The organism is Paenibacillus radicis (ex Gao et al. 2016) (assembly GCF_014641555.1).
In the GTDB taxonomy this organism is placed as follows: domain Bacteria; phylum Bacillota; class Bacilli; order Paenibacillales; family Paenibacillaceae; genus Pristimantibacillus; species Pristimantibacillus radicis.
This window is the reverse complement of record NZ_BMHY01000005.1, coordinates 254733-277477: the sequence shown is the minus strand read 5'-3', so window position 1 is coordinate 277477 and position 22745 is coordinate 254733. Positions and strand designations below refer to the sequence as shown.

Genomic DNA, 22745 nt, shown 5'->3' with positions numbered 1-22745 from the left:
ACGCTACTGACACCATTATGTCAGTAGCGTTTTAACGTTTTTTCAATTCGTTTCTTACCCGATGTCGTGCTATATCTTCAGATGTATAAGGGGCTATTAATTGTGCTGCATGCTGTCCGTCCGTTTATAGACGAGCAGATCGAACATACAAATATTCGCCGTTGCATCCTTCGTCATCACCGGTTAAGCCGGTCAGCACGCGATCAAACGTAAATCCCAGACTATCCAATACCCGCATGGAAGCCGTGTTACGAGAATCCGCTTTGGCGAGAAGCCGGTTCAAGCCAATTTCCTCAAATGCATAGGCAGTCAAGGCCGCAGCCGCCTCAGTGGCATAACCATTGCCCCAATAACGACGACCAATTAAATAGTACAGCTCATTATCCGGTGCACTAAAATCCAGTTGGCCTACCCCGCACCAGCCGATGAAATCACCGTTCACTTTGTCTACTATTGCAAATGAGTACTTGAATGGTTGATTAAAAGGCGTTTCATAGCTGCTTAGCAGCCAATCAAATAAGCCCTTATAATCCTCAAAAGATAAAACGCCCATATGCATGTAAGTGAACAACTCGGGGTCCTGCATCAGCTGGAAGGACGCCATCAAATCGCTTTCGATGTAAGGGCGGATAATCAGCCGCTCTGTTTCTAGCCGCATCGTCAATAAAGATGTGTTTATTGCAACCACACTCCTAGTCTGTTTTATTAAGAAAGGATGTCAGACTGGAAGAAGTAAACTGGCATATACAATCCTCGCCTTCTACAGAGGTTTATTAAGTCCCGCAAAATGTTTGATAAGGCAGATTGGACGGCTCCGGCAATGTCCCGTATTCAGCCTGCTCCTCGGAATACGCATAGGGATTCGATAGAACAGCCAGCAGCCGGTGCATCACGCTGTAATCATTATTCTCCACAGCAGCCCTCAATGCCTCTTCCACCCGATGATTGCGCGGAATAACGGACGGATTGCTGCTGCGCATCAGTTCAAGCCACTCTGCTCTTGATTGCTGTTGCTGCTCCAGCCTGACTTGCCATTGCTCATTCCATTGCACAAATTCCGGGGTGCCGTGCAGAACCGTATCCTCCGGCCGCTCCAGTGTTAAGGCTCTGAATGTGTTGGTATAATCAGCGCTGTACTTTCGCATCATGTTGATCAGATCTTCAATAAGCGCTTCATCCTGTGGTTCCTCGCCAATAATCCCCAGCTTCGCCCGCATTCCCCCCAGCCAATGATAGTGGAACAGCTCGGGGTAATCCGAAATCGCCTCTTCAGCCAAAGTAATAGCATGGGATTCTTCCTCATGCAGTAAAGGCAGCAAGGCCTCTGCAAATCTCGCCAAATTCCAGGCGCCAATCTGCGGCTGATTGCCATAGGCATAACGGCCATTACTGTCAATGGAGCTGAACACTGTTGCCGGATCATAGGCATCTATGAAAGCACACGGGCCATAATCAATCGTTTCACCGCTAATGGCCATGTTGTCGGTATTCATAACGCCGTGAATAAAGCCAACAAGCTGCCACTTTGCAATCAGCTCGGCCTGCCGCTTGATCACTTCCTCCAGCAAGCGAAGATAACGTCCTTCGCCTTGCTCCACTTCCGGGAAATGTCGATCCAGCGCATAATCGGCCAAAGCTCTAAGGTCTTCGATCACGCCCCGTTGAGCGGCGTATTGGAACGTCCCTACGCGCAAATGGCTGGCAGCCACGCGAGTGAGGACCGCGCCCATCTGCTGATTTTCCCGGTACACAATCTCACCGGTTGCGGCTACCGCAAGGCTGCGTGTCGTGGCAACACCAAGTCCATGCATCGCTTCGCTGATGATGTACTCACGCAGCATCGGTCCCAGCGCTGCCCGGCCATCGCCTCGACGGGAATACGGTGTTGGGCCGGAGCCCTTAAGCTGAATATCCAACCGTTCACCGTTAGGGGTGATCTGTTCGCCCAGCAGCACCGCCCGCCCATCGCCAAGCATCGTGAAATTCCCAAACTGATGCCCCGCATAAGCTTGAGCAATCGGTGAGGCTCCTTCCGGTATTTGATTGCCGGCAAACACCGCTGCACCGTTACTGCTTTGCAGCGCTTCCGGTTTTAAGCCCAAAGCTTTAGCCAAAGACTCGTTGAAAACAACCAGCTCCGGCGCGCTTACTGGCGTCGGTTGGACGCTGCTATAAAAACTGTCCGGCAACCGGGCATAGCTATTGTCGAAATGCCAGCCTGCATCTATCGTTGTTGAATCTGTCATCGTATCACCTGAATTCCTTAAAGGTATAATTCCCATCACATGAACACAGCAAAATCTTGGTTAACTTATCCCTATGCCCATATATTATACCTCCTACCGCTCCGCAGCAAATTTGCTGCCTGCTTCTCATTGCATAAGGGCAACCCTTCTATCTACAATCAGCAGTCCTTAATGGCGTAATCAAAAACAAAGCGGACTGTGAACGATCTAGTGGCTTGATAACAATTGGGCTTGCCTTGCCCGTATATTTGACTTGAATATATGTACAGTCGATACAGCGCAGAATATCTAGAAATAATTTACCGTTTAAGGCAATACGGAAACTATCACCTTTCAGTTCCTCTATAGGAACCTCATCTTGAACATCGCCAATTTGTGCAGTTCTAGACAATAAGACCAGCTTGCCGGAATTGACCTCCATCATTACTGCACTTTCACTAGCCAACACTGTTGAACGTTCAATCGCATGCAATAAATAGGATAATTCCACAGTCACTTCCGCTAAGAATGACCTCGGAATGACATTTGCGATTGAGGGGTACGTTCCTTCAATCAAAACAGATTGAACCTGTGTCTCATTACACGTAAATTGGATGCGGTTGTCACTCACTTCAATTTCGGTAGAATAATCTTCTTCATCCAACATTTTAGAAACTTTATTTAAATTTTTCCCCGGAATGATGACACTGGCGCTTGTTTCACTGCTCTGCTCAACAGGTAAAGTGCGAGATGCTAACCGAACCCCATCCGTTGCTGTCAGCTTGAGATCATTATGTTCATAATTCAAATAAACCCCTGTTAATACAGGTCTGGTCTCAGATGTTGACGCGACCATCGCAACCTGTTTGATGGCTGACTTCAGCAGAGCGTTATTCATTCTAATTTTTAACGGCGGGCGGATTTCGTTTCCAGTGAAGGACGGATATTCCGCAGCGTCCATTCCACATAATCGAATCAAAGAATGACCCGAGGTGATTGACAACAATAAAGAATCCTTGATTTCAAAATGAACCATCCCCGCTTCGGATTTACGTATCATTTCATAAAAGTACCTTGCAGGCACAACGATACTGCCGGTTCGAACGACATTCATCCCCTGGTGATGCTGAGGAATCCGGTGCCTGATCGTCATGCTGCTATTGCTGGCGGTAAGCCTCAAACCATCTGTCTCTGCCTGTATCTTGATTCCTGTCAGTATAGGTACGGGATGATTCGTTGGAACAGCCTTTAACACATATTGAAGAGCATTTACGAGAGAATCCTTAGCCGCATGAACCAACATAGCACTCACCAACCCCTAAAGTCAGTTATAAAAATAGGATTCTAACACTTTACGCATCATTTCAGAGCGCGATAGGTTGTGTTCTTTACAATAGCTGTCAATTTGATCCCACAGATCATCGGTTAAGGTTAAGGATACCTTCCTTGTAGCACCGATGCTTTTCCTTCCCGCGCGTTCCCTAAGGCCCCCTCTTGCAGAGATAAACCCTAGTTGACCTTCTTTATTTGAAATGCCTATCTTAATCTTATTGTCACTCAAAGTCTCTTTTCCCACCTTAATTGATTAAAGTTACTTAAATCAAACTATTATTATCCTCATTCTATCATATAATTAATGTAATTAGAATAATTTTCCTGTTTATTTCGAATTATTCAATTGGGTCGGTTAAAGATCAGTCAATAAAAAAGGGCCAAGCCCCTTCCCAGGGAGTCTTGGCCTCTCTTCCTATTCGGCTTTTATACTCGCTTATTTCTCCATCGCATCAATCGCATACTCCATCTCAACATCCTGCCCATCCATATACTTCGCAGTAAAGGTATCCTCGTTCAACGGAATGATCACATCGGGCACGGCGCCGCCTCTTCCTGTATAATCGCCATCACCTTGAATCACCCCTTTCTCGTTCAGCGCTCTTCCGTCGGCAGACTCAACCGTATAGCCATCTGGCATCTTAACGATGATCGGACTCGTCATAATTCCGAATGAACCGTTTGTCCCTGTAAAGCCTACAATGGTGACATTCGGCATTCCCTTTAACACAAGGGGCAGCCCTTCTCCGGAGCTTGCCGTTCGCCCATTGACGAGAATTGCGATTTTACCGTTAAAATAAGGCTTGGAAGGCTTAATGACATAATCCTCGCCAGAATTCCGTTCGAATTTCCCCGTATTTCGGTTGTAGTAGCTTGCATAGGAATAACGCTTCTCTTGGTTTACGAAATATCCGGCCATCTTCACGACGAGAGCATCCTCGCCGCCGGGATTGTCCCTAAGGTCGATAATGAGCCCTTGGACCCCTTTCTCCAAGAAGGACTCCAGCTTCTCCTTCAACATCTCTGCAGGATCAGGCGATGATTGGCTCGATAGCCAACTACTCAGACTGTTTTCGCTCCTCAGCGCTGTATTGGAAAGGAAGCTTGTAATCCGCACATAACCGTATCCGTTGCTAAGAATCTCTCCTTCAACTGGCGGAGCTCCCCTTACAATTTGAGGCTTCGTCTTTTTGAGCGATTCATATTGATCGTCATAGGCCTTCAGCTTCACGGTAATCGCCTCTGATGCGCCGGCATTCTTAAATTCGATTTCTACTTCTTGCCCAATTGCGGCGCGCACCATAAATCGGCCTTGGTTCACGTTCTCGTTCTGGTTCGTATTCGGAGAATCGCTCCACATGGTTTTTCGGTAAGCTTGCTCCGCCTCTTCCCCATTCCATCTTATAATTTCCGCGCCTACCCGAATGCCGCTTTGATCCGCCGGACTGTCCTTCAGCACCAAAGTAACCCGCACACTGCCATTATCCAGTCGAATACTGCTTAAACCGAATCCGCCCCCTCCTTCTTGTTTGTAAAACGGACTATCGTACACCTTCTCATTCGCAATTCGAATATGACCGTCCCTCATCGAGGCCAGATATTCTACTAAAGTCTTGTAATATAGCGCTTTATCCTTCGTTTGCTCAGCTTGCTCGAATAACGGCTCGTACTTTTTTCGCTGTTCTTCCCAATCCATTCGCTTCCATTCGCCAAAAGGATATTCGACTGCTAATCGCTCATTTAATTTAACAAAAGCATCGGAATAGCTCATACTGCTGAAATTGCTGACCGGATTATAGCGAATTTCGCCTGCGGATAGGATCGCAATGCCGATGAAGAGAATGCCGCATAAGCTCGAGACAACCCTTGTTAGTTTAATAAGAGTACGTCTTGGTGCCTCGAAAATAGAAGCGGGCTTGAACACCCTCCTGAGCGTACATAAAAACAACAGTACCGTTAGGAAATAAAACGCTAAAGCCAAAATTGAATGATCACCTGCGAGAAAGCTTAGGAGCGCGATCACCATACCTGCGCTCGGTAAAAAATCGAGCCACCGATAGCTTTTTCTTGCAATCGGCACGGCGTACCGCACTAAAACGCATAATTGAAGCAAGCAAAGAATCATTTCATAGACGGTTAACCACTTGATGGAATCAAACACGTTACGTTCCTCCCGAATTTAGGTTCTGCAGCTGCGTAACATGAGCTTAGGAGGGAAACATGAACGGAGCGTGAACTAGGAAAATAAATAAAAACGGCTGATCAAGGATAAGCCCTGATCAACCGCTTTTTAGCATTCTCTTGCCCAACAAAGTTAATGGCGAGCTATGGAGCTCATTCAGACAAGCTTGGAAGCCCCAACAGCTTAGCCGCATTTTCATACACAAACTTCCGGTAGGCCGCTTCATCCCACTGAAAGCTTTTGACTTTGTCCAGCGTAAATGAATATGGAACATTCGGATAATTGCTTCCATAGAGGACTTGGCCGGACAAATGAAAATTAGCCGCTTCCAAATATTTATCGCCTTCCGGGAACCGAACAAATAAGTCGGGCAGAATATAAATATTCGGCGCGTACGATGCAACGCCAATTGCTTCGCCTACCAGCGGCCACGCTCCATGTGAAATAATAAAGTTCAATTCCGGATAGGCCTTTGCCGCTCTGTATAGTTGGCTCGGGCGGACAAAGTCATAATTTTGACGCGGACCCGTTAAGCCTAGAAATACACTTAACGTGAGCGCAAGCGGCAATTTATGCTTCACGCAAGTTTCAAAAATCGGGTCCCAGGATACATCTCCTACCGGTAAGTGAGGCTGTAAAACGGAAGCGTTAATCGCAACGCCGCGAAACAGCCCAGTTGCCGCAAACGTCTCTATCGTTCTTACTGCCTCTTCTACATCGGGAGTATCGACGCCAATAAAGCCAACAAATCGCTCGGAAGCCGGACTTCTCAGAAAATCAGCCAGCTCTTCGTTGGAGGAGCCGGGCTCATTGCCCCGTCCCATAATGACCGCATAAGCAATATCATGAGAATCGAGTTCTTCGATCACTTCTTCTAATGAGTTGGACGGAATCGGCTCTACATTGCGCAACTGATGATAATCCTTTACAACATCCTTTGCATCTTCAAACAGCTTCTCCCATTTTGGAATGGGCGCCTTCATACGAAAATCAATAATCGCCATCTCTCAACCTCCATCTGAACCAGTCTCGTCCAGATAAAAATAGCATGTGCGTACGCAGGCCGCTAATTGAAATGTTTTATTTTGCAATAAAAGATTATGCAAGGATTGGTGCAAGGTCATACTTAGGATGTGAATTTGATACCTGTCATGTCTTCGCTAAGCTGCCATAACCGCTCCGACAGATCAGGGTCGATTGCCCACGGAAGCACCCCAGTCACCACCTGGCTTACTCCGTCCAACGTAAATGCCGAATCAACCTCTGCGATATCGGCATCCAGGCAATAGACGCCGCCCTTTCCGTCCAGCTGTGTATTCGCCGCGCACCATACACTCGTTGCCGCTCCCTGCTGAACGGTCTTGTAGCCGCTAGGTGTAGCTGTGATCGGGCGTCCCTGTTCATCGAACGCGCCCATGGCACGCAATTCGTCATCGGTCATAAACCGTGCCAAATCGGTTAAAATTCTGCCGGGATGAACGGAGAAAGCGCGGATACCATACTCGTAGCCCCGCTTGTCCAAACCAACGGCAAACAAAGCATTGGCCGACTTGGACTGGCCGTAGGCGCTCCACTTCTCATACTCCCGGCGCTCGAAGTTCGGATCGTCGAAATCTACGCCGCCGAATCGGATGCCCGCTGAGGAGACCGAAACGACCCTTGCGCTGCCCGCTTGCTTCAAAGCTGGCCAGAGCCGTGCAGTCAATTGAAAGTGGCCCAAATGATTGGTGGCAAATTGGGATTCATAACCGCGTGCGTCACGCACCAATGGAGCAGCCATAATCCCTGCGTTATTGACCAATATATCTAAAGCTCTTCCCGAATCCAAAAACCGTTGTGCAAAAGCATCGATAGAAGCAGGGTCAAGCAAATCCAGCTCTTCTAGCTCCACTCGAGGAATGCCGTCAAGCGAGGCTTTAGCTTTCTCCAGTGTACGTGCGGGTACAATGACCGTCGCCCCGGCTTCTGCCAGGACACGAGTCGTCTCCAAGCCGATGCCAGAGTAACCACCGGTTACAATGACGGTTTTGCCGCTCAGATCACGTCCGCCAAGCGCTTCTTGCGCTGTCGACTGCGGTCCAAAACCGGATGGTATAGGTTGTTGAGGTGTAATCTGATAATCATTATTTGTAAGCATCGTGTCATCTCCTTCTGAATTTGAACGATCTATTATTAAGCCGTTCTTGCATCGTCTTGCTTAGCCTGCTCGTTACAAGCGAATCTTATCGTATGGAGTTGACTCCATGTCAAGCGCTGCAATATTGCTGATAATTCCCAAATAAAAAGGATGGAGCAGAATAAAACCTGCCCCATCCCTTTTTCAATTCATTACGGGCAATGTAACGACAACCGTCGTGCCTTGCCCGCTTTCGCTTTGTACTTCGATGTCTCCCTGATGCAGGGAGACGATTTTTTTGACGATGGCCAGTCCCAAACCGTTGCCGCCGCTGCTCCGTGACCGATCGGCTTTATAGAATCGGTCAAAAATGCGGCTGATATCCTCCGCTGAGATGCCTGGCCCGGTATCGGTGATTGTAACCATGTGGGAGAAAGGCGTTGATGTAAGTCCAATGCGAATCTGTCCGCCGTCCGGCGTGAATTTGATACTATTCCCCAGCACATTCAGCCATATTTGATTCAATTGGTCCGGGTCCGCCGTTATTCGGACGGCGCTTGGCAATTGCAGCTCGAGATGAATGTTTTTGGCTAGCCATTGGGGCTCACAGGCAACGACAACTTGTCTCAACTGCTCATCGAGATGAAAGCTGCTTTGCTCGAACGGGTGATGTTCCGATTCTAACGAGGCAAGCGCCAGCAGATTGTCGCTCAGTCTGGACATGCGCTCGCTTTCCGTCAGGACAATGCCTAAATAACGATCTCGTTGTTCTTCAGACAGTCCTGTGTTGTTCTTCAACGTCTTAACGAAACCCGTGATGGATGTAAGGGGGGTCTGAATCTCATGCGATACATTGGAGACAAAATCACGCCGCATCGTCTCCAACTGTTTGAGCTCCTGTGCCATGTCGTTGAAGCTATGCGTCAACGTCCCAATCTCGTCTTTACGCTTCATCCGCAGCGCCACGTCAAAATCGCCCCTCGCCAGCCGCTTGGTCGCCTCCGTCAGCACCTTGATCGGCTTCACCAAGTAGCCCGCTGCGAGAAGAATACACAAGCTCCCGATGATTAAGACGAGGAGCAATATCGTTAGAAACAACTGAATGATCATGCCTTCGTTTCTGGAGGAAGGTAGCAGTACCATCGCGTATGGCTGTTCCTTGAACTGAAACGGAAAGCCCACGAATGCACCTTCCGATTTCAAACTAGGCTGGTAAGTTTCCCCTGCCAGCACCTTCTGAATCGACTCTGGCGAAAGATGAACCTCATACTTCCGGTTCAACGCTTCATAGCGCGCTGAATCACCGGGCTCCGTGAAAATTTCTACAGGGTAGGAGGTCAATTTGGAGACACTTTCGATGAAAGGTTCCAGCTCCTGTACTTCCGTCTGCGCATAGATACGCAGAATATGCTCGCCTGCAGCCAGCATCTCTTTCTTCTGCAAATCATTTAAATCTTTCTGAAACCATACCATCCCGATAATAGAGGCTGCGAGGAGGGCGAAAAGGATGACCACCAAAAACGTCAGTACTACCCGAACATAGAGGGATTTGATCATGGGTGCAGTACGAGCCGGTATCCGAGGCTGCGCGCAGTCTCAATTGTGAAGTGCGTGGAATCGCCAGCAAATCGCTCTCGCAATCTTTTAATATGCACATCAACGGTCCGGTCATCGCCTTCATAAGCAATTCCCCAAATCTGGACGATCAGTTGTTCGCGTGTAAAGATCTGCCCGGGATGGCTGGCCAGCTTGAACAGCAGCTCAAATTCCTTCAGCGGCAAGGTCATTTCCTCTGTGCCCCGAACGACCTTGAAGGAGAGCCGGTTCAGCATAATGTCCCCCAATTGAATGATGTGGGAAGTGGCAATCCGGTATCGGCGCAGCAAGGCCTTTACCCTTAATACCAGTTCATCCGGATCGAACGGTTTGGTCAAATAATCGTCCGTGCCAAGCTGAAACCCTTTCACCTTCTGCCCTGCCTCACCTTTAGCCGTCAGCATCAGAATCGGAATATCCCTGCCCCCGCTTCGCAGCTCTCTGCATAGCTCCCAGCCGTCCATTCGAGGCATCATAATATCAAGGATGACCAAGTCGATACCAGCATTTTCGACGATTGCGAGGGCATCGACGCCATTGTCCGCTTCTACCGTATCCAACCCTTCATTTTGCATATGAAAACTGATCAATTCGCGAATATGCGAATCGTCTTCTGCGATCAGAATTGTAGCCATACCGTTCTGCACTCCTTCTCCCCATTCGAATTACAGGCTGGTGCTGAGGGCCTTTAACTATCGGCCGTAATTGCGAACTGTTCATGATCTTCCCATGCACCGTTAATTTTCAAATAGTGCTGGGACAAGCCCTCATGTCTGAAGCCAGCCTTTTCCAGAACTCGAATAGAGGCTGTGTTCCTTGGCATTACTCCAGCTTGAACCCGGTGCAAGCCGAGCTCGCTGAACGCTTTTTCCACACATAAGGAGACCGCCGCTGTCGCGTATCCTTTGCCATTGTGCTGTCGGTCGACGAAATAGCCTAAATAGGCATTTTGGAAAGGGCCCCGAGCAATACCGGTTAAAGCAATTCTCCCGATCAGTTCATCTGTCGCTTGAAGAAAAATCCCGAATGTATAAGACTGATCATTGGCCGCTGCTTCAATTCCACCAGCGATCTCCTGCTCCTGTACAGCCAGTGTGAAGTGCGACTCATCGCGGATCGGTTCAAACGGTTGAAAAAATTGCCGGTTTCTTAGCTTTATGTCAAGAAGAGCGGCTGCATCCTCTTTAATCAAATATCTTAAATAAATGGTACTCATATTCAATCCGTCCTTTCTGAACGAGCCTGCTTCATGTTTTGCTTTCACTCAAAGAAAAGCACTAGAGCATCCGCCTCTAGTGCTTCCATTTAGATTATACCTTTCTTTTCACCGGAATCCATACTTCGCAGATGGAATCGATCTGCTGGTCGTCATTTGCGGGAGTCCTCCACAGTGCCACTCCTATTAAACCCGTACACGCTTAACGAATAGAGAGGCCACTAAGCCTGCAAATGAGATTGCCGTAATGAAGTAGAACGCATATTTCACACCGCCGGCCAGCAATTCCGCTGCCGAAGCGTCTGGAAAGCTCTCGCTATAGGAGGATTGTCCGCTCGTCATCAACAGGATCGCTAACGCCGTTCCGGTCGCCCCCGCGATTTGCTGCAGCGTGTTCATGACAGCTGATCCATCTGTATATAAATCACGAGGCAGTTGATTTAAGCCGTTCGTTTGGGCCGGCATCATAATCATTGAAATGCCTAGAAACAGAATCATATAGCCTGCGAGAATTTGCCAGAGCGACGTATCCGCAGTAAGCGCCCACACGTACAATAAACTAGAGAGGAGAACGAGTAAAAAACCAAGCGGCACAAATTTTTTCGCACCAAATCGGTCAAATAATCGGCCAACGATTGGCGACAGCAGTGCATTGAGCAAACTGCCGGGCAACAGAGTAAGTCCCGCAATGGCAGCACTTACGAGCAAAACACCCTTTAAGTAAAGCGGCAGCAAGATCGCTGTCGACAAAATCAATACCATACTGATAAAGACCAAGATCGTTCCGAGTGTAAACATCGGATAGCTGAAGACACGTAAATTAATCATAGGCTGTTTTAAACGGAACTGCCGAATAACAAATAGTACGAGTCCAGCTGCGCCTAAAAGACAGGGAATCCATACTTGAGCGGAAGCAAATGATTGTTCAGCTACTGCACTTAGGCTATAAATAAGTCCGCCAAAGCCGATTGTCGACAATGAAATCGAGAGGACATCAACTTTAGGCTTCGTTATTATGGATACATTATCGATCTGCCGCAATCCGAAAATAATCAAAGCCGCAAAGAAAAATAAGCTCACCCAAAAAATATAAGTCCAATTCAAGGCATCCACGATGAGTCCTGACACAGTTGGACCAGTAGCAGGAGCGGTCGTAATGACTAAGCCCATTACGCCCATGATCGCACCGCGTTTCTGAATAGGAAAAATGACTAAAATGACATTCATCATCAGGGGCAGCAAAATACCCGTACCCACCGCCTGTATCAGACGGCCGATGAGCAGCACGGTGAAGTTCGGTGATATTGCCGCCAATATGGTACCTGTCACTGAAAAAGCTAACGAAGCAACGACTAATTGCTTCGTTGTGAACCATTGAATTAAGAAGGTCGATACCGGAACAAGAATGCCTAACATGAGCAAATATCCGGTCGTGAGCCATTGCACTGTAGCTGTCGAAATGGCGAAGTCATCCATAATATTGGTGAGCGCCATATTCAAAGCTGTTTCACTAAATAATCCAATAAATGCGCCCACCATGAGTACAAAGGCCATCGCTTTCGGATTCCGCACTTGTTGTACTTGTGACTGTGTTGCAGAAGTAATCAAAACATTCATCCTTTCACGAATCAATAATTAGACCAGTCTATATAAAAAGATAAATAAATACTAACGCCATTTGACGCCATTGCGATACACCGTATCCTTACAATTCGATAGTCAGCAATTATTATAACAATTGGTCTACTTAGTTAGGATAGAGATTTTAAGAAAAAATGTCAATGCAATTTGTCTGGCAAATAGCTAGAGGAATCTATCCCCATACGCTCGTTTTTCAGTTATGATGAGTACACCACCGGTATGGCTGATGAGGAGTGAGTTAGGATGAAGAAAGCCATTGGAATCGCGTTAAGCGTATTAGGCATTATGATAAGTCTGGCAACCTTCAACCCTCTATATCTGATATACCAAGAGAAACAAATACAGCGCTCCTTAGATCATCAATACGATATTACTCAAAAAGATCTTATAAACAACCAGCTAGAATTCAATAACAACATGATGAAGATCGTAGAAGAGCCTTCAGGCGATGTCGTCAATTTGCAGGTTATTCTAAATGGAGAGCCACTCGCTGGCCCTATTGCTGCACAACTTTCGAATGACAATGTCACCTACACGAAAAGGGTTTGGGTAAATGCCTTTGCAATTCGTGAAAGCGGGAATAGAAACCGTGAAGATGATCTGCTGGCGATTGTGACGATGCCTGAGCTAAATAAATGGAACATTTATTACGTCAATCATTTGAACCAAGTAGAAACTAAAAGTATGGATGCGGAAAATAAATCAAAGAACCCTTTAGACATCCGATTAGTTAAATACAGCGGTGCCTCTCTAATGGGATATAAGTCAGATATTCAATACGCCTCTGCAAATCCCTTTGCCTTAGTCATTCCAGTCGTCATCTTTATAGTTGGCATTCTGTTAACTGCAGCAGGCTTTATCCTATGGCTTAGGGTGTGGGTACGCAACAAAGGGCCAAACAGCATGGAGAAAAGGCCGCTAGCATAAAAGAAAAAGCGAAAGATCAAGGATTCATTGAAGAATCAGATCTCTCGCTTTTTATCATTAGGCACTATTTTCTCGCGACCCTACTCAAACCGTTCCAACAGCGCTATAGCCTCTTCATGATCCGGTTCAAGTTCTAACAGCTTCCGTGTGTAATTGATCGCCTCTTCCTCCAGCTCCATCTCAAAGCAGCAGATAGCCAGACAATAAAAGACGGTGGACACAATCTCTTCCTGATCGGTATCTACCGATATTTCCAAGAAGCGCTTCGACTCCTCGTACATGTCCATTTCAAACAGAATGAGTCCCGCATCCAGAGCCAGATCATAACGCTGCTCCATCTCATAATACGAAGACCACATATGCTCGATCCCTTGTAAAATGTCCTGCAGCTCATCATCATTGGCTTCTTGCAGCAGACTGGAAATTTGCCTCGCGCTCTGAATGAAAAACTCTGCGTCATAGCCGCCCAAACGCCAGAAGCTTAATATTTGCTGAAGCCCCATACTATCGAGATTACGGTCCACCCATTCCTTCAAGCTAAAGAAATCGTCCGGACCATACCGTTGAATAAAGCGGCGATAAGCCAGTCTCGTCTGAAAATAGCTCATCGGCTCGTCCATATGGAACACGCAGCCGACATTTATATTTTTATAATGATGCGTTGGGAATAGCGTGGCCGCACCCTTTGATTCGAAGTAATGCTGAAACGCATGGAAATTAGCTGTAAATGAGAAACTCCCGTGCAAGATTAACTCTGGCGGTTCGGCAAATTTAAATTGATCGATCAAGTGATCGCCTTTGTCTGCCGTTATTAATAGAAAACCTGCTTGTGACAGCTGCTTCAGACGCTCTAAACAATTCAATCCGGCGACCGGGAACAAAATATGCGAATCCTCTAATTGTTCCTGATAAACAGCAATAAGGTCGCGGTAAGGATACCCTTCTTCTTCATACTCGGGTGCCAGTCGATGCTCATAACGCAATTTGATTTGATTTAACGCTTCTGATGGCGACAGCGTATCGATATTGGCAGGCGTATCGACAATGACATCGGCTTCGTAAATGTGACCGCCGCCAACATAGATCAATTCCTGTGGAATGCCGTCAAAAAAGTAATTCGCTACAAGGAGTAACGGTTGTTTCAAATCCCCCTTACGAATCGTGTTGCCTGAGACAACTAAGTCCAGCTCACTATCCGTAGTGGCATCGAATCGTGCAAAATCGAGCAGCCCCTCGGCAATAAAAGATTGCAGCGCGGGATGCTCCTTCCAGGCGAGTACATTATTCATGGCCAAATCGGTCATCACATACCGGAACGGAGGCAATTCCATCCCTGCATAATCCCGCAGTCTGCATAGCTCCAGCAACACATGGAAAGCAAGACGTCCCGCTCCTGCTCCAAGCTCTACGATCCAGACAGGCTCTGTGCTGTCTCCCTTGTTGGCCCGGTCTTGAAGAAAGCCAAAGATCATTTCTGCGTAGGCCGTCCCGATCATCGGATTGCTCGTTATATATTGAGGAACCTGGTCATTATTCCAGGCCTTCATCCCTTTTTCTTCATAATAAGTCCGCTGCAGCTCCCAAATTGGCGCTTCACTAAAGCGGTAACGTTGCTCTTTACGATTAGTCATTCTTATTTTTTCCTGCTCTCTGCTAGTTATTTACTGCTTATATGGTCTTCGTCTTCTTACCTGCTATCATAACCTTTTTCACACGTGATCCCTAATCCATTCTACCCCATTGAGGCTAGGAAATGTCCAGCAAAAGAAAAAACGAACCTCAGAAGTACACTAGAGGCTCGCTGTATTCGATTGCTTAACAAGTTGATTTTTCATATTAGAGAATGTTTGCACGCCGGGCAAATCTCTACAGCTTTCCATACCTCAATACTAACTCCATACTCCTTCTCTAGGCATACAAGCACCTCTTTCTTGATCCAGCCTCCTGCCACCATATTAATATCATAGCAAGCGGCCTGATCGATCTCTCTGTCCAGCAGAGGACATGTATATAACTGTTCGTTATTATCTTCATTTTTCAAAAGCATGCCCCCCTGCTTCAATAGCATATGATGAATAGTTTTCCTTATTAAAGTAAATAGTGATACAGTCCCGTCTGCATGCAATCGGGAATACAGCTTGAACGAGGGGCAATTTAAGTGCACTTATTCATTGAAGTCATTATAAGAACAGGAGTGGCTTTCATCCTCCTGCTTGTCGTATCTAGAATATTAGGCAAACAGACGATTTCCAACATGACCTTCCAAGACTTCGTAAGCGGCATTACGTTAGGAGGCATTACGGCCAATCTGGCGTTCAACACCTCAATTAACCGCTGGCTCTTAATTCTTGCTCTCATTGTTTTTTTCGGTATAGCCTACCTCTCCTCCTTTATCTCCCTAAAAAACAGGACCTGGAGCAAATGGGTTTCCGGCACCCCTACCGTCATTATCGAGAATGGAAAAATACTTGAGGGCAATATGCGTAAAATTCGCTATACGATGGACTCGTTAATACAGAATTTGCGCGAGAAAAATATTTTCAATATGGAAGAAGTTGAATACGCCGTCATGGAGGATCATGGCAAGCTTTCCGTCAAAAAGAAAAGCGAATATGAATTAGTCACGCGCAAAGATTTGCAGCTCCATGTGGCGAGCCTCAAATCTTTTCCGGTAGAGCTCATTATTGATGGGAAGGTGCTCGAAGAAAATCTCGCCCAAAACAATTTGACCCGCGAATGGCTGGAGAGCGAAGTGCGTAAACACGACAAGGCCATTTCCGACGTGTTCTATGCAGTGAAAGGTACGCAAAACAATCTGTTTTTCGATTATTATCACGACGGGATTCACAATCCGATTGATCCGGGGTAATCCTGATGCTCTGGAGTCAGCCTTTACTATTGGAGACTTCGACCGTTACCCCGGCCCTTCAATATAATCAGATACCCGCGATTTCAATGTTTCGATTAATTCCTCATCCATAAACCTGTAATCGTCCGGGATATCCAGACAAATTAACGGCTTCCCATTGAACTGCCCGGCAAACTTCTCCTTAAGTCTTCTCGTATGTTTTTTCTCCATGACAAAAATCATATCCGACCATCCGATATGCCCTTCGGTCACTTTGATCCGGGCTCCTTCTTCCGTCCCAGCCGATCGGACTTCATGTCCATTGTATCCGTCGAAGATCTTCTCCGCGGTTAAGCTTCGCCACTTATTACGGCTGCATATAAAGAGTAGTTTAATACGTTTTCACCCGTTCCTTCGATAATTAGAATGTCTTTAACTTGCACAAGGCGTTTTAAATATTCTAGCACGATCATTCCAATTCCAGTACGGATTCACCACTTATGATGGTTCCGTTATTTTTCCCTTCGCATACTTCTTTCATCGAGCCCGGCTTATCGAAGTTGAACACATGCATCGGTAAATTGTAGTCTCTCGCTAATATGAAGGCGGACTGATCCATTACTTTTAAGTTTTGTGCCAGAACATCATTGTAGTGAAGAGATTTGAATTTCTTTGCCTCTTTGTCATGCTTTGGGTCTGCATTAAGAACACCATTAACACCCTGCTTTGCAACTAAAAGTGCATCACAGTTCACTTCAATGGCTCTTTGTACGGAAGGATAGTCCGTTGTAACGTAAGGTTGCCCGTTGCCCCCTGCAAAAATCACGATGTAGCCCTGCTCCAAATGGTGAACAGCCCTTAGTCTGATATAGGGCTCAGCCACTGATGTAATGGGTATCGCAGTCATTACCCGGACCTCTTTGTTTGTCTTAGCCTTAAGAACACCTCGAAGCATTAAGCTATTGATAACCGTTGCAAGCGTCCCAATGTTGTCAGCTTCAGCTCTTTCTATCCCCCAGCTTTCGGCCATGCTGCCGCGGAATATATTGCCTCCCCCAATAACTAGCGATACCTCAATCCCCAGATCCACAACCGACATGATTTCGTTAGCGATATGATCCAATCTTTCTGGCCCAAAACCAAATTCCGAGCTGCCAGCAACGGCTCCGCCACTTAATTTGATGAGAACTCTTTTGTACATGGACAATTCCCACACCTCCCGTTTAAATAAAAAAACACTAAAGCATTGGATGCTTTAGTGTTTCAATGAAATGGAAATATGAAGCTGTTTGAATTCCACCTTGTCGCTTCAGCCTCATGCTCCCACCTCTTTCGATTATTTTCTTCAGCTTATAATATACATATTGGAAGAAAAATGCAACAGACCCAAGAGATCGCGATTACAGCACCCGCGCCAAGCAAACCATAATTTGAGATTTTATAGTAATGTTGAGAGAAAATATTTTCCGCTACGTTGTATACAGTGTAAAAGCTTTTACAAAAACCGAGGAGAACTGTTGCATGAGATCTAACGAGCTTAATTTTATACAGCGATTACAGCGTCAGAAAGAGGATGCTTTAGAATTTATCATCGATAACTATTTGCCGCTTATTAAAGGAGTGACTTATAAAGTTCTCTCGCCGCTTGGGAATGATGGCATCATTGAAGAGTGTATGAATGATATTTTTCTTTCCATATGGAACAACGCCAACAAATTCCGCGGAGATTCAACTGATTTCAGGAAATGGATTTGCGCGATTGCTAAATTTAAGGCGATTGATTATTACAGAAAAACCGCTAGAAACGTAGAGTTTACCTCAAACCAAATCGAAAGGAATACAGAACAATCTGCAGAAGAGACACTGATTATGATGGAAAATGAAGCCGAGCTTATTAAACTGCTCCATCTATTAGATCCCTTGGACCGAAAGATTTTTATTATGAAGTTTTTCCTGGGTTTAAAAACGGAGGATATATCGGCGAAGCTCAGTTTGACCAATGCCTCAATCGATAATCGAATTTATAGAGGAAAAAAGAAGCTTCGTAACGAGGCTGCGAATCTTAACTTTGGAGGTCGTGCATGATGAAGGATATTTACGAGCATTTGAATGATGTTGACATAAGCGAGACCGAATATGAAGAAATGGCAGTAACTGATTTGGAAAAGGCCAAAATAAAAAAAAGGTTACGAGAATCTATTATTAATCAGCAGAAGAAAGCAAACGGCTGGAAGAAAACTGTTGCTGCATCTATCATTATTATCGGTTTATCAACCGCTGCGTTAGGCGTTACGTTCCCTGCTTATGCGAGTACGATTCCAGTAATAGGGGATATATTTAAATTTCTAGATCCCGCCCGAGCAGGTCTGTACGACAATTATAAGGAATATTCGAGTGAAATGAACCTCACAGAGCAAAGCAATGGCATTAAAATGACGATAAACAATGCAATCTATGATGGAGAAACCGTGTCTCTAGCCTTCTCTATAGAAAGCGATCAGAATTTGGGGGACAACCCTTACTTACACGGGTTACTAGATATTAAAGGGGCACAGGGAGGGACAGGAGGCTCCCAAATTACTAGAGTAAATGACAATAACTATGTAGGTTTAATTACTGCTAGCAATAACTTCAAGCATCCCTCAAAGAATAAAGTAAATATAAAGTGGAGAATAGACCGCATAATCTCTGAGGTTGGACAAAAGGAGATCGAGGGGGACTGGAGCTTTGCATTTGCTCTAGAAGCCACTGATAACCAAACACAAATCATTAATCAAAGTGCAGAGCATGATGGAGTAATCGTAAATCTATCAAAAATATCCGTCACTCCGATGTCCTTTATTGTGTTCTACGATCAAGCGGTCTCTGAATCGGTACAAAAAGAGTGGCACATGGTCGATGTTGATATCGAAATTAAAGATGATTGGGGCAATCGTTATTCAGGTAAAGGTAATGGAAGTTTGGGCGATCGAGACGGTTATAATATGGCATGGAGTAAAACCTTTCAAAAACTGGATCCTCGCGCAACGAAGCTTATTGTAACACCTCGTATCACCCGATATGAATACACGTCTGAAAATCATGGTTCCGTAGGAATGACGGAGGCCGGAACAAAAGAAATGCAAATCCCCGAAAAACCGGGTAAAGGCATTGAAGAATATACGCTAGACGACATCACTATCGAGCTAAAAAACTAACATAAAAGTTAGGACTGCCCTCTCTGATGAAGGCAGTCCTTTTTTCGATCCTACGGGTTAGGCGGTGTAGGAACCGCAGGCTCTCCGTCCCGGCCAAGCCGTCTGCTTGCTGTCTCTCTTTTCCCGACAGCAGGAACGTGCCGGCCTGCCTTGGCTAGCCCATATACGGGCATGTTGTTGTAGACGGACTCGTGTTGTTTTTCCGGAACGAGATACGTTTCATGATAAATACCCACCACACCGCTCGTTCCAACCTTTTGATTGAAGTTTTTCCAAGCCTCCAAGTGGTTCGCACCTTTTCGGGCATAATGCTCTAACTGCTCAAAGGAATTCCAGTATTGAACCAACGACACTCCGCGCCAAGTTAAATGGAAATTCATGTTCAGAAAGCCTAGCTCACGGTTGCGGTACAGCTCTTGAATCATCGGACTCATCGCCATGAATACGGGCAGCCATTTGTGTACGGCCCACAATCGGTTGATACGCATGCCAATGATAAAGACAACGAAAGATCCATCCATTTCCGCCGTAAACCGGCCAGGTATAACTTTGCTCATACGCTCACGGCTCCTTTAGTGGTTTTCAAGCATGAATAGATGGGTTTCGTAAACATCGGCAACATCAGGTGAGTCATACAATTGCGCCGTCAGAAATGCTCCGTAAAACACAGTAAATAATAGTTGAACTGCTCTTTCAACAGTGATGCCGTTTCTTAGACTGCCGCTCATTTGCGCCTCTGTCATGCACTGACGAAACAAATCGAACATGTTTGGCGAGCGGGAGCCCAGCTCCACATGATGAGGGAACAGCAATAGAATTTCAGCCTTGCTCATCTCGGGCATACTAGGATGCATTTTCATTTCCGCTAGAAAAGAGATCAGGCTTGGCATGAGTCCCCCGCGTTCTCTATTCTGCTCCGCAACCTTACCCATCAGATGTCTGACGGCGGTGAAGCCGCTCATCCCTTCCGCTTCAATCTCAATCATTCGTTCGGTTAGCCAGACACGCATGAAATAAAGCAGCAGATCCTCTTTCCTTTGAAAATATTTGAAAAAGGTGACCCGCGATACTTCCGCTTCTCTGCAAATATCATCTAGCATGACTTCCCTGAACATCTTCTCTCCCATAAGAGACAAGCTGGCTTCATATAATGCAACTTTATTTCGAGCTTTTTTAAGCTCCCTTAATGGAATGTCCGCAAGAGTCACAGCACATCACCCTTCATAATTAACTAACACTAGTTAAAATATTAACTCATGTTAATTAATTATGTCAAACGCACATTACTGAGCAGCAGCTTTTCCGCCATAAAATCGGATTAATGACGTGACAAAACAAAGGATCCGAATTGCGCAACAGAGTCGAATTGGTGCAGCACTAGACCCTCTGCTTGCAGGTGACCCTCTAATTTATCGATAAGTGCCAGAACAGCCAATCTTAACGGTTCGAAATCAGTTGGACTTAAGAGCGAGATAAGATTAGGATATCCGAATCTTTCATAGTACGCCCGATACTCACCCGAGTCTAAGCTGCTCGGCCAGCTTCCTTTTTCCGCAAAATACAACATCCTAGCTAACCCGTCATGTACGCCAATGGCCACGAAAAATGCCGTTTCGTAATCACCCTTCTCACACGCGGTCAAAAGCTTGTTCATCATCCCTCGTTCCTCTTCATAATACCCCTTCAACCGATCTTGATAGGAACGAGTTTCTTCCACATTTTTTCTCCGTTCTGCTATCAAACGAAGCGTATCTACAGTCAATTGCTCGCAAGCATGTAAAATATCATCCCGAGATGGACTGAACATAATCGTATCTAAATGCTTTTCCAACTGGGTGGGCTTGATAGGCAGCTTTCTAATTTGCTCCCGATAATGACCCCAGCCGCGTGTGTAGTAGACCTGATTCAAGAAGCAAAAGGCTTCAAGCAGACTCGTCACAATCTCCTGCGCTTGAACCCGGCAGTAGGATAAATCCTTAGGGCTTGCAGGAAGCCGGAGTTTAGCTAAGTTAATAAAGCAATTGCCCAGTGTGGTTTCAGCCTGTTGAATTAACCTTAATGTATGGGACGGACTGTGGAGCGCTGCTGCTGTCTCGCGGAGCTCCATGAACCTGGCAAGGTCATCCGGCGATCGGACATAGAGAAGCTCACAATCCGCTATGATCGTTGTTTTCCAATCCTCCAATGCCGCCATTCTTTCGGCACGATCCCATGGGATCGGCCAAAAATCAAAACTGATGCCTTCGATAATAAATTGCAGTTCAACTTCTCTCCCCCTTGGGGTAGCCGGGATAAAAAAGAAATCCAAATCCGAACGCTCCGTCGCTCGGCCTTGCAAATAGGACCCGTAATAACCGACGATAGCTATATCCTGGGGGTAGTGAGCCTTAATACGATCTATAATAATTTTTGCAACCTCAAATACATCGACCATGACAATGACGCCTCCTTAAGTAGTCGTTGTCTCAATCTAGCATTTTGGAGTATTGAGGGATATGGAAAGAACAATTCATACTGAACAATTCTAAATTACACATACAATCACTAAGAAGGTTGCCAGAAACCAGCTGCTGGACCTTGTATCTCATTCATCTTGGCGCAGATATAATGCTATTCTCAACTAACAAATCGGGACTCGCATGGTTCGAAAAAATTCATAAACATCGATTCTCCAAAAATTCATGGAGGCTAATTTCATGCTTTTCATACTCCGCACCAATGTCCTTTAATTGAGATTCAATGGACGAAGCCCCCAATTCGCCCCCTTTATATACAAGCAAAGGCGCTGTCTCCAAATATGATTTCACTTGCGAATAATCACACGAGAACCTCTTCTTAAGAAACAGCAATGTTTTCACCTTATCGCGGCCTTGCCCTGTTATAACTATTTTGCAGTATTTGTACGTTGCTCCTTCGCTAATGTCTTCTTCCTCGAAACCCTTTGGTAATAAGGTGCTATGAAGAAATGCGATGAGGTTGTCATAAGCTATGGAGAAATTCCAAGAACCCGTTCCATGCTCCGCAGTATAAATGACGGTATCCCCTCTGTAGAGATCAATGCAATAAGGGTTGCCTTCATCCGAAGCAATAACCAAATAGCTGCTTGGCCAGTCAGAAATGTCCTCCTCCGTAACCGGATTGTAATTGTATCCCCATTGCCCCTTCAGCAAGTCTTTGGCACTGTATATTGTCAAATTGATATACTCGTCCGTGCTCCAAGCAACGGATTCTGGCACATATCGATTTAAAAAGTATAAGTAATCATCGGGTAGTCGCCAGTTAACAGCAACGCTACGTATAGCCTGTTCTTCCGCTTCAGCTTTCAAATATGCTGGATACTTGGCATAAAACTCTGGGTCTTGCTCCCGCTTCACCTGCAAGGCTGCTTGCATCCTCACTATAGCCTCATCAATCTGCTTCGTCTGATTCTCCAAGTCCTTCACCTCCAATTCCATAGATTCAATT

The 22745-nt window shown here is 45.9% G+C and carries 23 protein-coding genes; 4 read left to right on the top strand and 19 right to left on the bottom strand.

Annotation, left to right across the window (positions count from 1 at the left end):
* Window positions 1-124: 124 nt before the first annotated feature.
* From IEX98_RS15285 to IEX98_RS15235, 11 genes are all read right to left on the bottom strand, one after another.
* Window positions 125-688, bottom strand: coding sequence for a GNAT family N-acetyltransferase (locus tag IEX98_RS15285; protein WP_229692204.1), 564 nt, complete (start codon window positions 686-688; stop codon window positions 125-127).
* A gap of 85 nt (window positions 689-773) precedes the next feature.
* A complete protein-coding gene (locus tag IEX98_RS15280) occupies window positions 774-2246 on the bottom strand; it encodes a protein adenylyltransferase SelO (RefSeq protein ID WP_188890072.1) in 1473 nt (490 codons plus the stop codon).
* Window positions 2247-2394: 148 nt separating this feature from the next.
* Window positions 2395-3528: a DNA polymerase III subunit beta gene (gene dnaN / locus IEX98_RS15275; protein ID WP_188890071.1), complete on the bottom strand. Its 1134-nt coding sequence runs from the start codon at window positions 3526-3528 to the stop codon at window positions 2395-2397.
* 21 nt (window positions 3529-3549) lie between these two features.
* Window positions 3550-3801, bottom strand: a complete 252-nt coding sequence (locus tag IEX98_RS15270; RefSeq protein WP_229692203.1) for a ribbon-helix-helix domain-containing protein — start codon at window positions 3799-3801, stop codon at window positions 3550-3552.
* A 192-nt stretch (window positions 3802-3993) separates the two neighbouring features.
* Window positions 3994-5718, bottom strand: a complete 1725-nt coding sequence (locus tag IEX98_RS15265) for a S41 family peptidase (RefSeq protein ID WP_188890069.1) — start codon at window positions 5716-5718, stop codon at window positions 3994-3996.
* Window positions 5719-5891: 173 nt separating this feature from the next.
* Window positions 5892-6743, bottom strand: a complete 852-nt coding sequence (locus tag IEX98_RS15260; protein WP_188890068.1) for an amidohydrolase family protein — start codon at window positions 6741-6743, stop codon at window positions 5892-5894.
* A 122-nt stretch (window positions 6744-6865) separates the two neighbouring features.
* Window positions 6866-7876: an oxidoreductase gene (locus IEX98_RS15255; protein ID WP_188890067.1), complete on the bottom strand. Its 1011-nt coding sequence runs from the start codon at window positions 7874-7876 to the stop codon at window positions 6866-6868.
* 183 nt (window positions 7877-8059) lie between these two features.
* Window positions 8060-9370 carry a sensor histidine kinase gene (locus tag IEX98_RS15250; protein WP_229692222.1) on the bottom strand — a complete coding sequence of 437 codons (1311 nt, stop codon included), beginning with the start codon at window positions 9368-9370 and terminating at the stop codon, window positions 8060-8062.
* Between the two features lie 38 nt (window positions 9371-9408).
* A complete protein-coding gene (locus IEX98_RS15245) occupies window positions 9409-10086 on the bottom strand; it encodes a response regulator transcription factor (protein WP_188890065.1) in 678 nt (225 codons plus the stop codon).
* A gap of 53 nt (window positions 10087-10139) precedes the next feature.
* On the bottom strand, window positions 10140-10667 hold the full coding sequence (locus IEX98_RS15240) for a GNAT family N-acetyltransferase (RefSeq protein WP_188890064.1): 528 nt from the start codon (window positions 10665-10667) through the stop codon (window positions 10140-10142).
* A 186-nt stretch (window positions 10668-10853) separates the two neighbouring features.
* A complete protein-coding gene (locus IEX98_RS15235) occupies window positions 10854-12275 on the bottom strand; it encodes an MDR family MFS transporter (protein ID WP_308421793.1) in 1422 nt (473 codons plus the stop codon).
* Between the two features lie 276 nt (window positions 12276-12551).
* Here IEX98_RS15235 and IEX98_RS15230 point away from each other — a divergent pair, with 276 nt between their 5' ends.
* Complete coding sequence (locus IEX98_RS15230) at window positions 12552-13235, top strand: hypothetical protein (RefSeq protein ID WP_188890062.1); 684 nt, start codon at window positions 12552-12554, stop codon at window positions 13233-13235.
* Between the two features lie 80 nt (window positions 13236-13315).
* Here IEX98_RS15230 and IEX98_RS15225 read toward each other — a convergent pair whose 3' ends face one another.
* Complete coding sequence (locus IEX98_RS15225; RefSeq protein WP_188890061.1) at window positions 13316-14866, bottom strand: tetratricopeptide repeat protein; 1551 nt, start codon at window positions 14864-14866, stop codon at window positions 13316-13318.
* Between the two features lie 200 nt (window positions 14867-15066).
* Window positions 15067-15276, bottom strand: coding sequence for a hypothetical protein (locus IEX98_RS15220; protein ID WP_188890060.1), 210 nt, complete (start codon window positions 15274-15276; stop codon window positions 15067-15069).
* A 117-nt stretch (window positions 15277-15393) separates the two neighbouring features.
* Here IEX98_RS15220 and IEX98_RS15215 point away from each other — a divergent pair, with 117 nt between their 5' ends.
* Window positions 15394-16104, top strand: coding sequence for a YetF domain-containing protein (locus IEX98_RS15215; RefSeq protein ID WP_188890059.1), 711 nt, complete (start codon window positions 15394-15396; stop codon window positions 16102-16104).
* Window positions 16105-16149: 45 nt separating this feature from the next.
* Here IEX98_RS15215 and IEX98_RS15210 read toward each other — a convergent pair whose 3' ends face one another.
* Both IEX98_RS15210 and pyrH read right to left on the bottom strand, forming a co-directional pair.
* Complete coding sequence (locus tag IEX98_RS15210; RefSeq protein WP_188890270.1) at window positions 16150-16479, bottom strand: low molecular weight protein tyrosine phosphatase family protein; 330 nt, start codon at window positions 16477-16479, stop codon at window positions 16150-16152.
* 73 nt (window positions 16480-16552) lie between these two features.
* Window positions 16553-17290: a UMP kinase gene (gene pyrH / locus IEX98_RS15205; RefSeq protein ID WP_188890058.1), complete on the bottom strand. Its 738-nt coding sequence runs from the start codon at window positions 17288-17290 to the stop codon at window positions 16553-16555.
* A gap of 314 nt (window positions 17291-17604) precedes the next feature.
* On the opposite strand from pyrH, the gene IEX98_RS15200 reads away from it, so the two are divergent.
* Both IEX98_RS15200 and IEX98_RS15195 read left to right on the top strand, forming a co-directional pair.
* Window positions 17605-18168 (top strand): sigma-70 family RNA polymerase sigma factor, encoded by a 564-nt coding sequence (locus tag IEX98_RS15200; protein WP_188890057.1) that lies wholly within the window; start codon window positions 17605-17607, stop codon window positions 18166-18168.
* Complete coding sequence (locus IEX98_RS15195) at window positions 18165-19280, top strand: DUF4179 domain-containing protein (RefSeq protein ID WP_229692202.1); 1116 nt, start codon at window positions 18165-18167, stop codon at window positions 19278-19280. Before IEX98_RS15200 ends, IEX98_RS15195 begins: the two co-directional genes overlap by 4 nt.
* A 50-nt stretch (window positions 19281-19330) precedes the next feature.
* Here the strand turns inward: IEX98_RS15195 and IEX98_RS15190 are convergent, their stop codons facing one another.
* The 4 genes from IEX98_RS15190 to IEX98_RS15175 form a co-directional block, all read right to left on the bottom strand.
* On the bottom strand, window positions 19331-19837 hold the full coding sequence (locus tag IEX98_RS15190; protein ID WP_188890056.1) for a DUF4188 domain-containing protein: 507 nt from the start codon (window positions 19835-19837) through the stop codon (window positions 19331-19333).
* Between the two features lie 15 nt (window positions 19838-19852).
* A complete protein-coding gene (locus tag IEX98_RS15185) occupies window positions 19853-20488 on the bottom strand; it encodes a TetR/AcrR family transcriptional regulator (protein WP_188890055.1) in 636 nt (211 codons plus the stop codon).
* Between the two features lie 110 nt (window positions 20489-20598).
* Complete coding sequence (locus tag IEX98_RS15180) at window positions 20599-21714, bottom strand: nucleotidyltransferase domain-containing protein (protein WP_188890054.1); 1116 nt, start codon at window positions 21712-21714, stop codon at window positions 20599-20601.
* A 220-nt stretch (window positions 21715-21934) separates the two neighbouring features.
* Window positions 21935-22723: an SMI1/KNR4 family protein gene (locus tag IEX98_RS15175; RefSeq protein ID WP_229692200.1), complete on the bottom strand. Its 789-nt coding sequence runs from the start codon at window positions 22721-22723 to the stop codon at window positions 21935-21937.
* Window positions 22724-22745: the final 22 nt, after the last annotated feature.

What these genes read in the sequence shown, in the direction of transcription:
- dnaN (WP_188890071.1), bottom strand. Translation starts at nt 3,528, where the DNA reads ATGTTGGTTCATGCGGCTAAGGATTCTCTCGTAAATGCTCTTCAATAT.
- IEX98_RS15245 (WP_188890065.1), bottom strand. Translation starts at nt 10,086, where the DNA reads ATGGCTACAATTCTGATCGCAGAAGACGATTCGCATATTCGCGAATTG.
- IEX98_RS15200 (WP_188890057.1), top strand. Translation starts at nt 17,605, where the DNA reads ATGAGATCTAACGAGCTTAATTTTATACAGCGATTACAGCGTCAGAAA.
- IEX98_RS15195 (WP_229692202.1), top strand. Translation starts at nt 18,165, where the DNA reads ATGATGAAGGATATTTACGAGCATTTGAATGATGTTGACATAAGCGAG.
- IEX98_RS15255 (WP_188890067.1), bottom strand. Translation starts at nt 7,876, where the DNA reads ATGCTTACAAATAATGATTATCAGATTACACCTCAACAACCTATACCA.
- IEX98_RS15180 (WP_188890054.1), bottom strand. Translation starts at nt 21,714, where the DNA reads ATGGTCGATGTATTTGAGGTTGCAAAAATTATTATAGATCGTATTAAG.
- IEX98_RS15240 (WP_188890064.1), bottom strand. Translation starts at nt 10,667, where the DNA reads ATGAGTACCATTTATTTAAGATATTTGATTAAAGAGGATGCAGCCGCT.
- IEX98_RS15280 (WP_188890072.1), bottom strand. Translation starts at nt 2,246, where the DNA reads ATGACAGATTCAACAACGATAGATGCAGGCTGGCATTTCGACAATAGC.
- IEX98_RS15190 (WP_188890056.1), bottom strand. Translation starts at nt 19,837, where the DNA reads ATGAGCAAAGTTATACCTGGCCGGTTTACGGCGGAAATGGATGGATCT.
- IEX98_RS15260 (WP_188890068.1), bottom strand. Translation starts at nt 6,743, where the DNA reads ATGGCGATTATTGATTTTCGTATGAAGGCGCCCATTCCAAAATGGGAG.
- IEX98_RS15225 (WP_188890061.1), bottom strand. Translation starts at nt 14,866, where the DNA reads ATGACTAATCGTAAAGAGCAACGTTACCGCTTTAGTGAAGCGCCAATT.
- IEX98_RS15230 (WP_188890062.1), top strand. Translation starts at nt 12,552, where the DNA reads ATGAAGAAAGCCATTGGAATCGCGTTAAGCGTATTAGGCATTATGATA.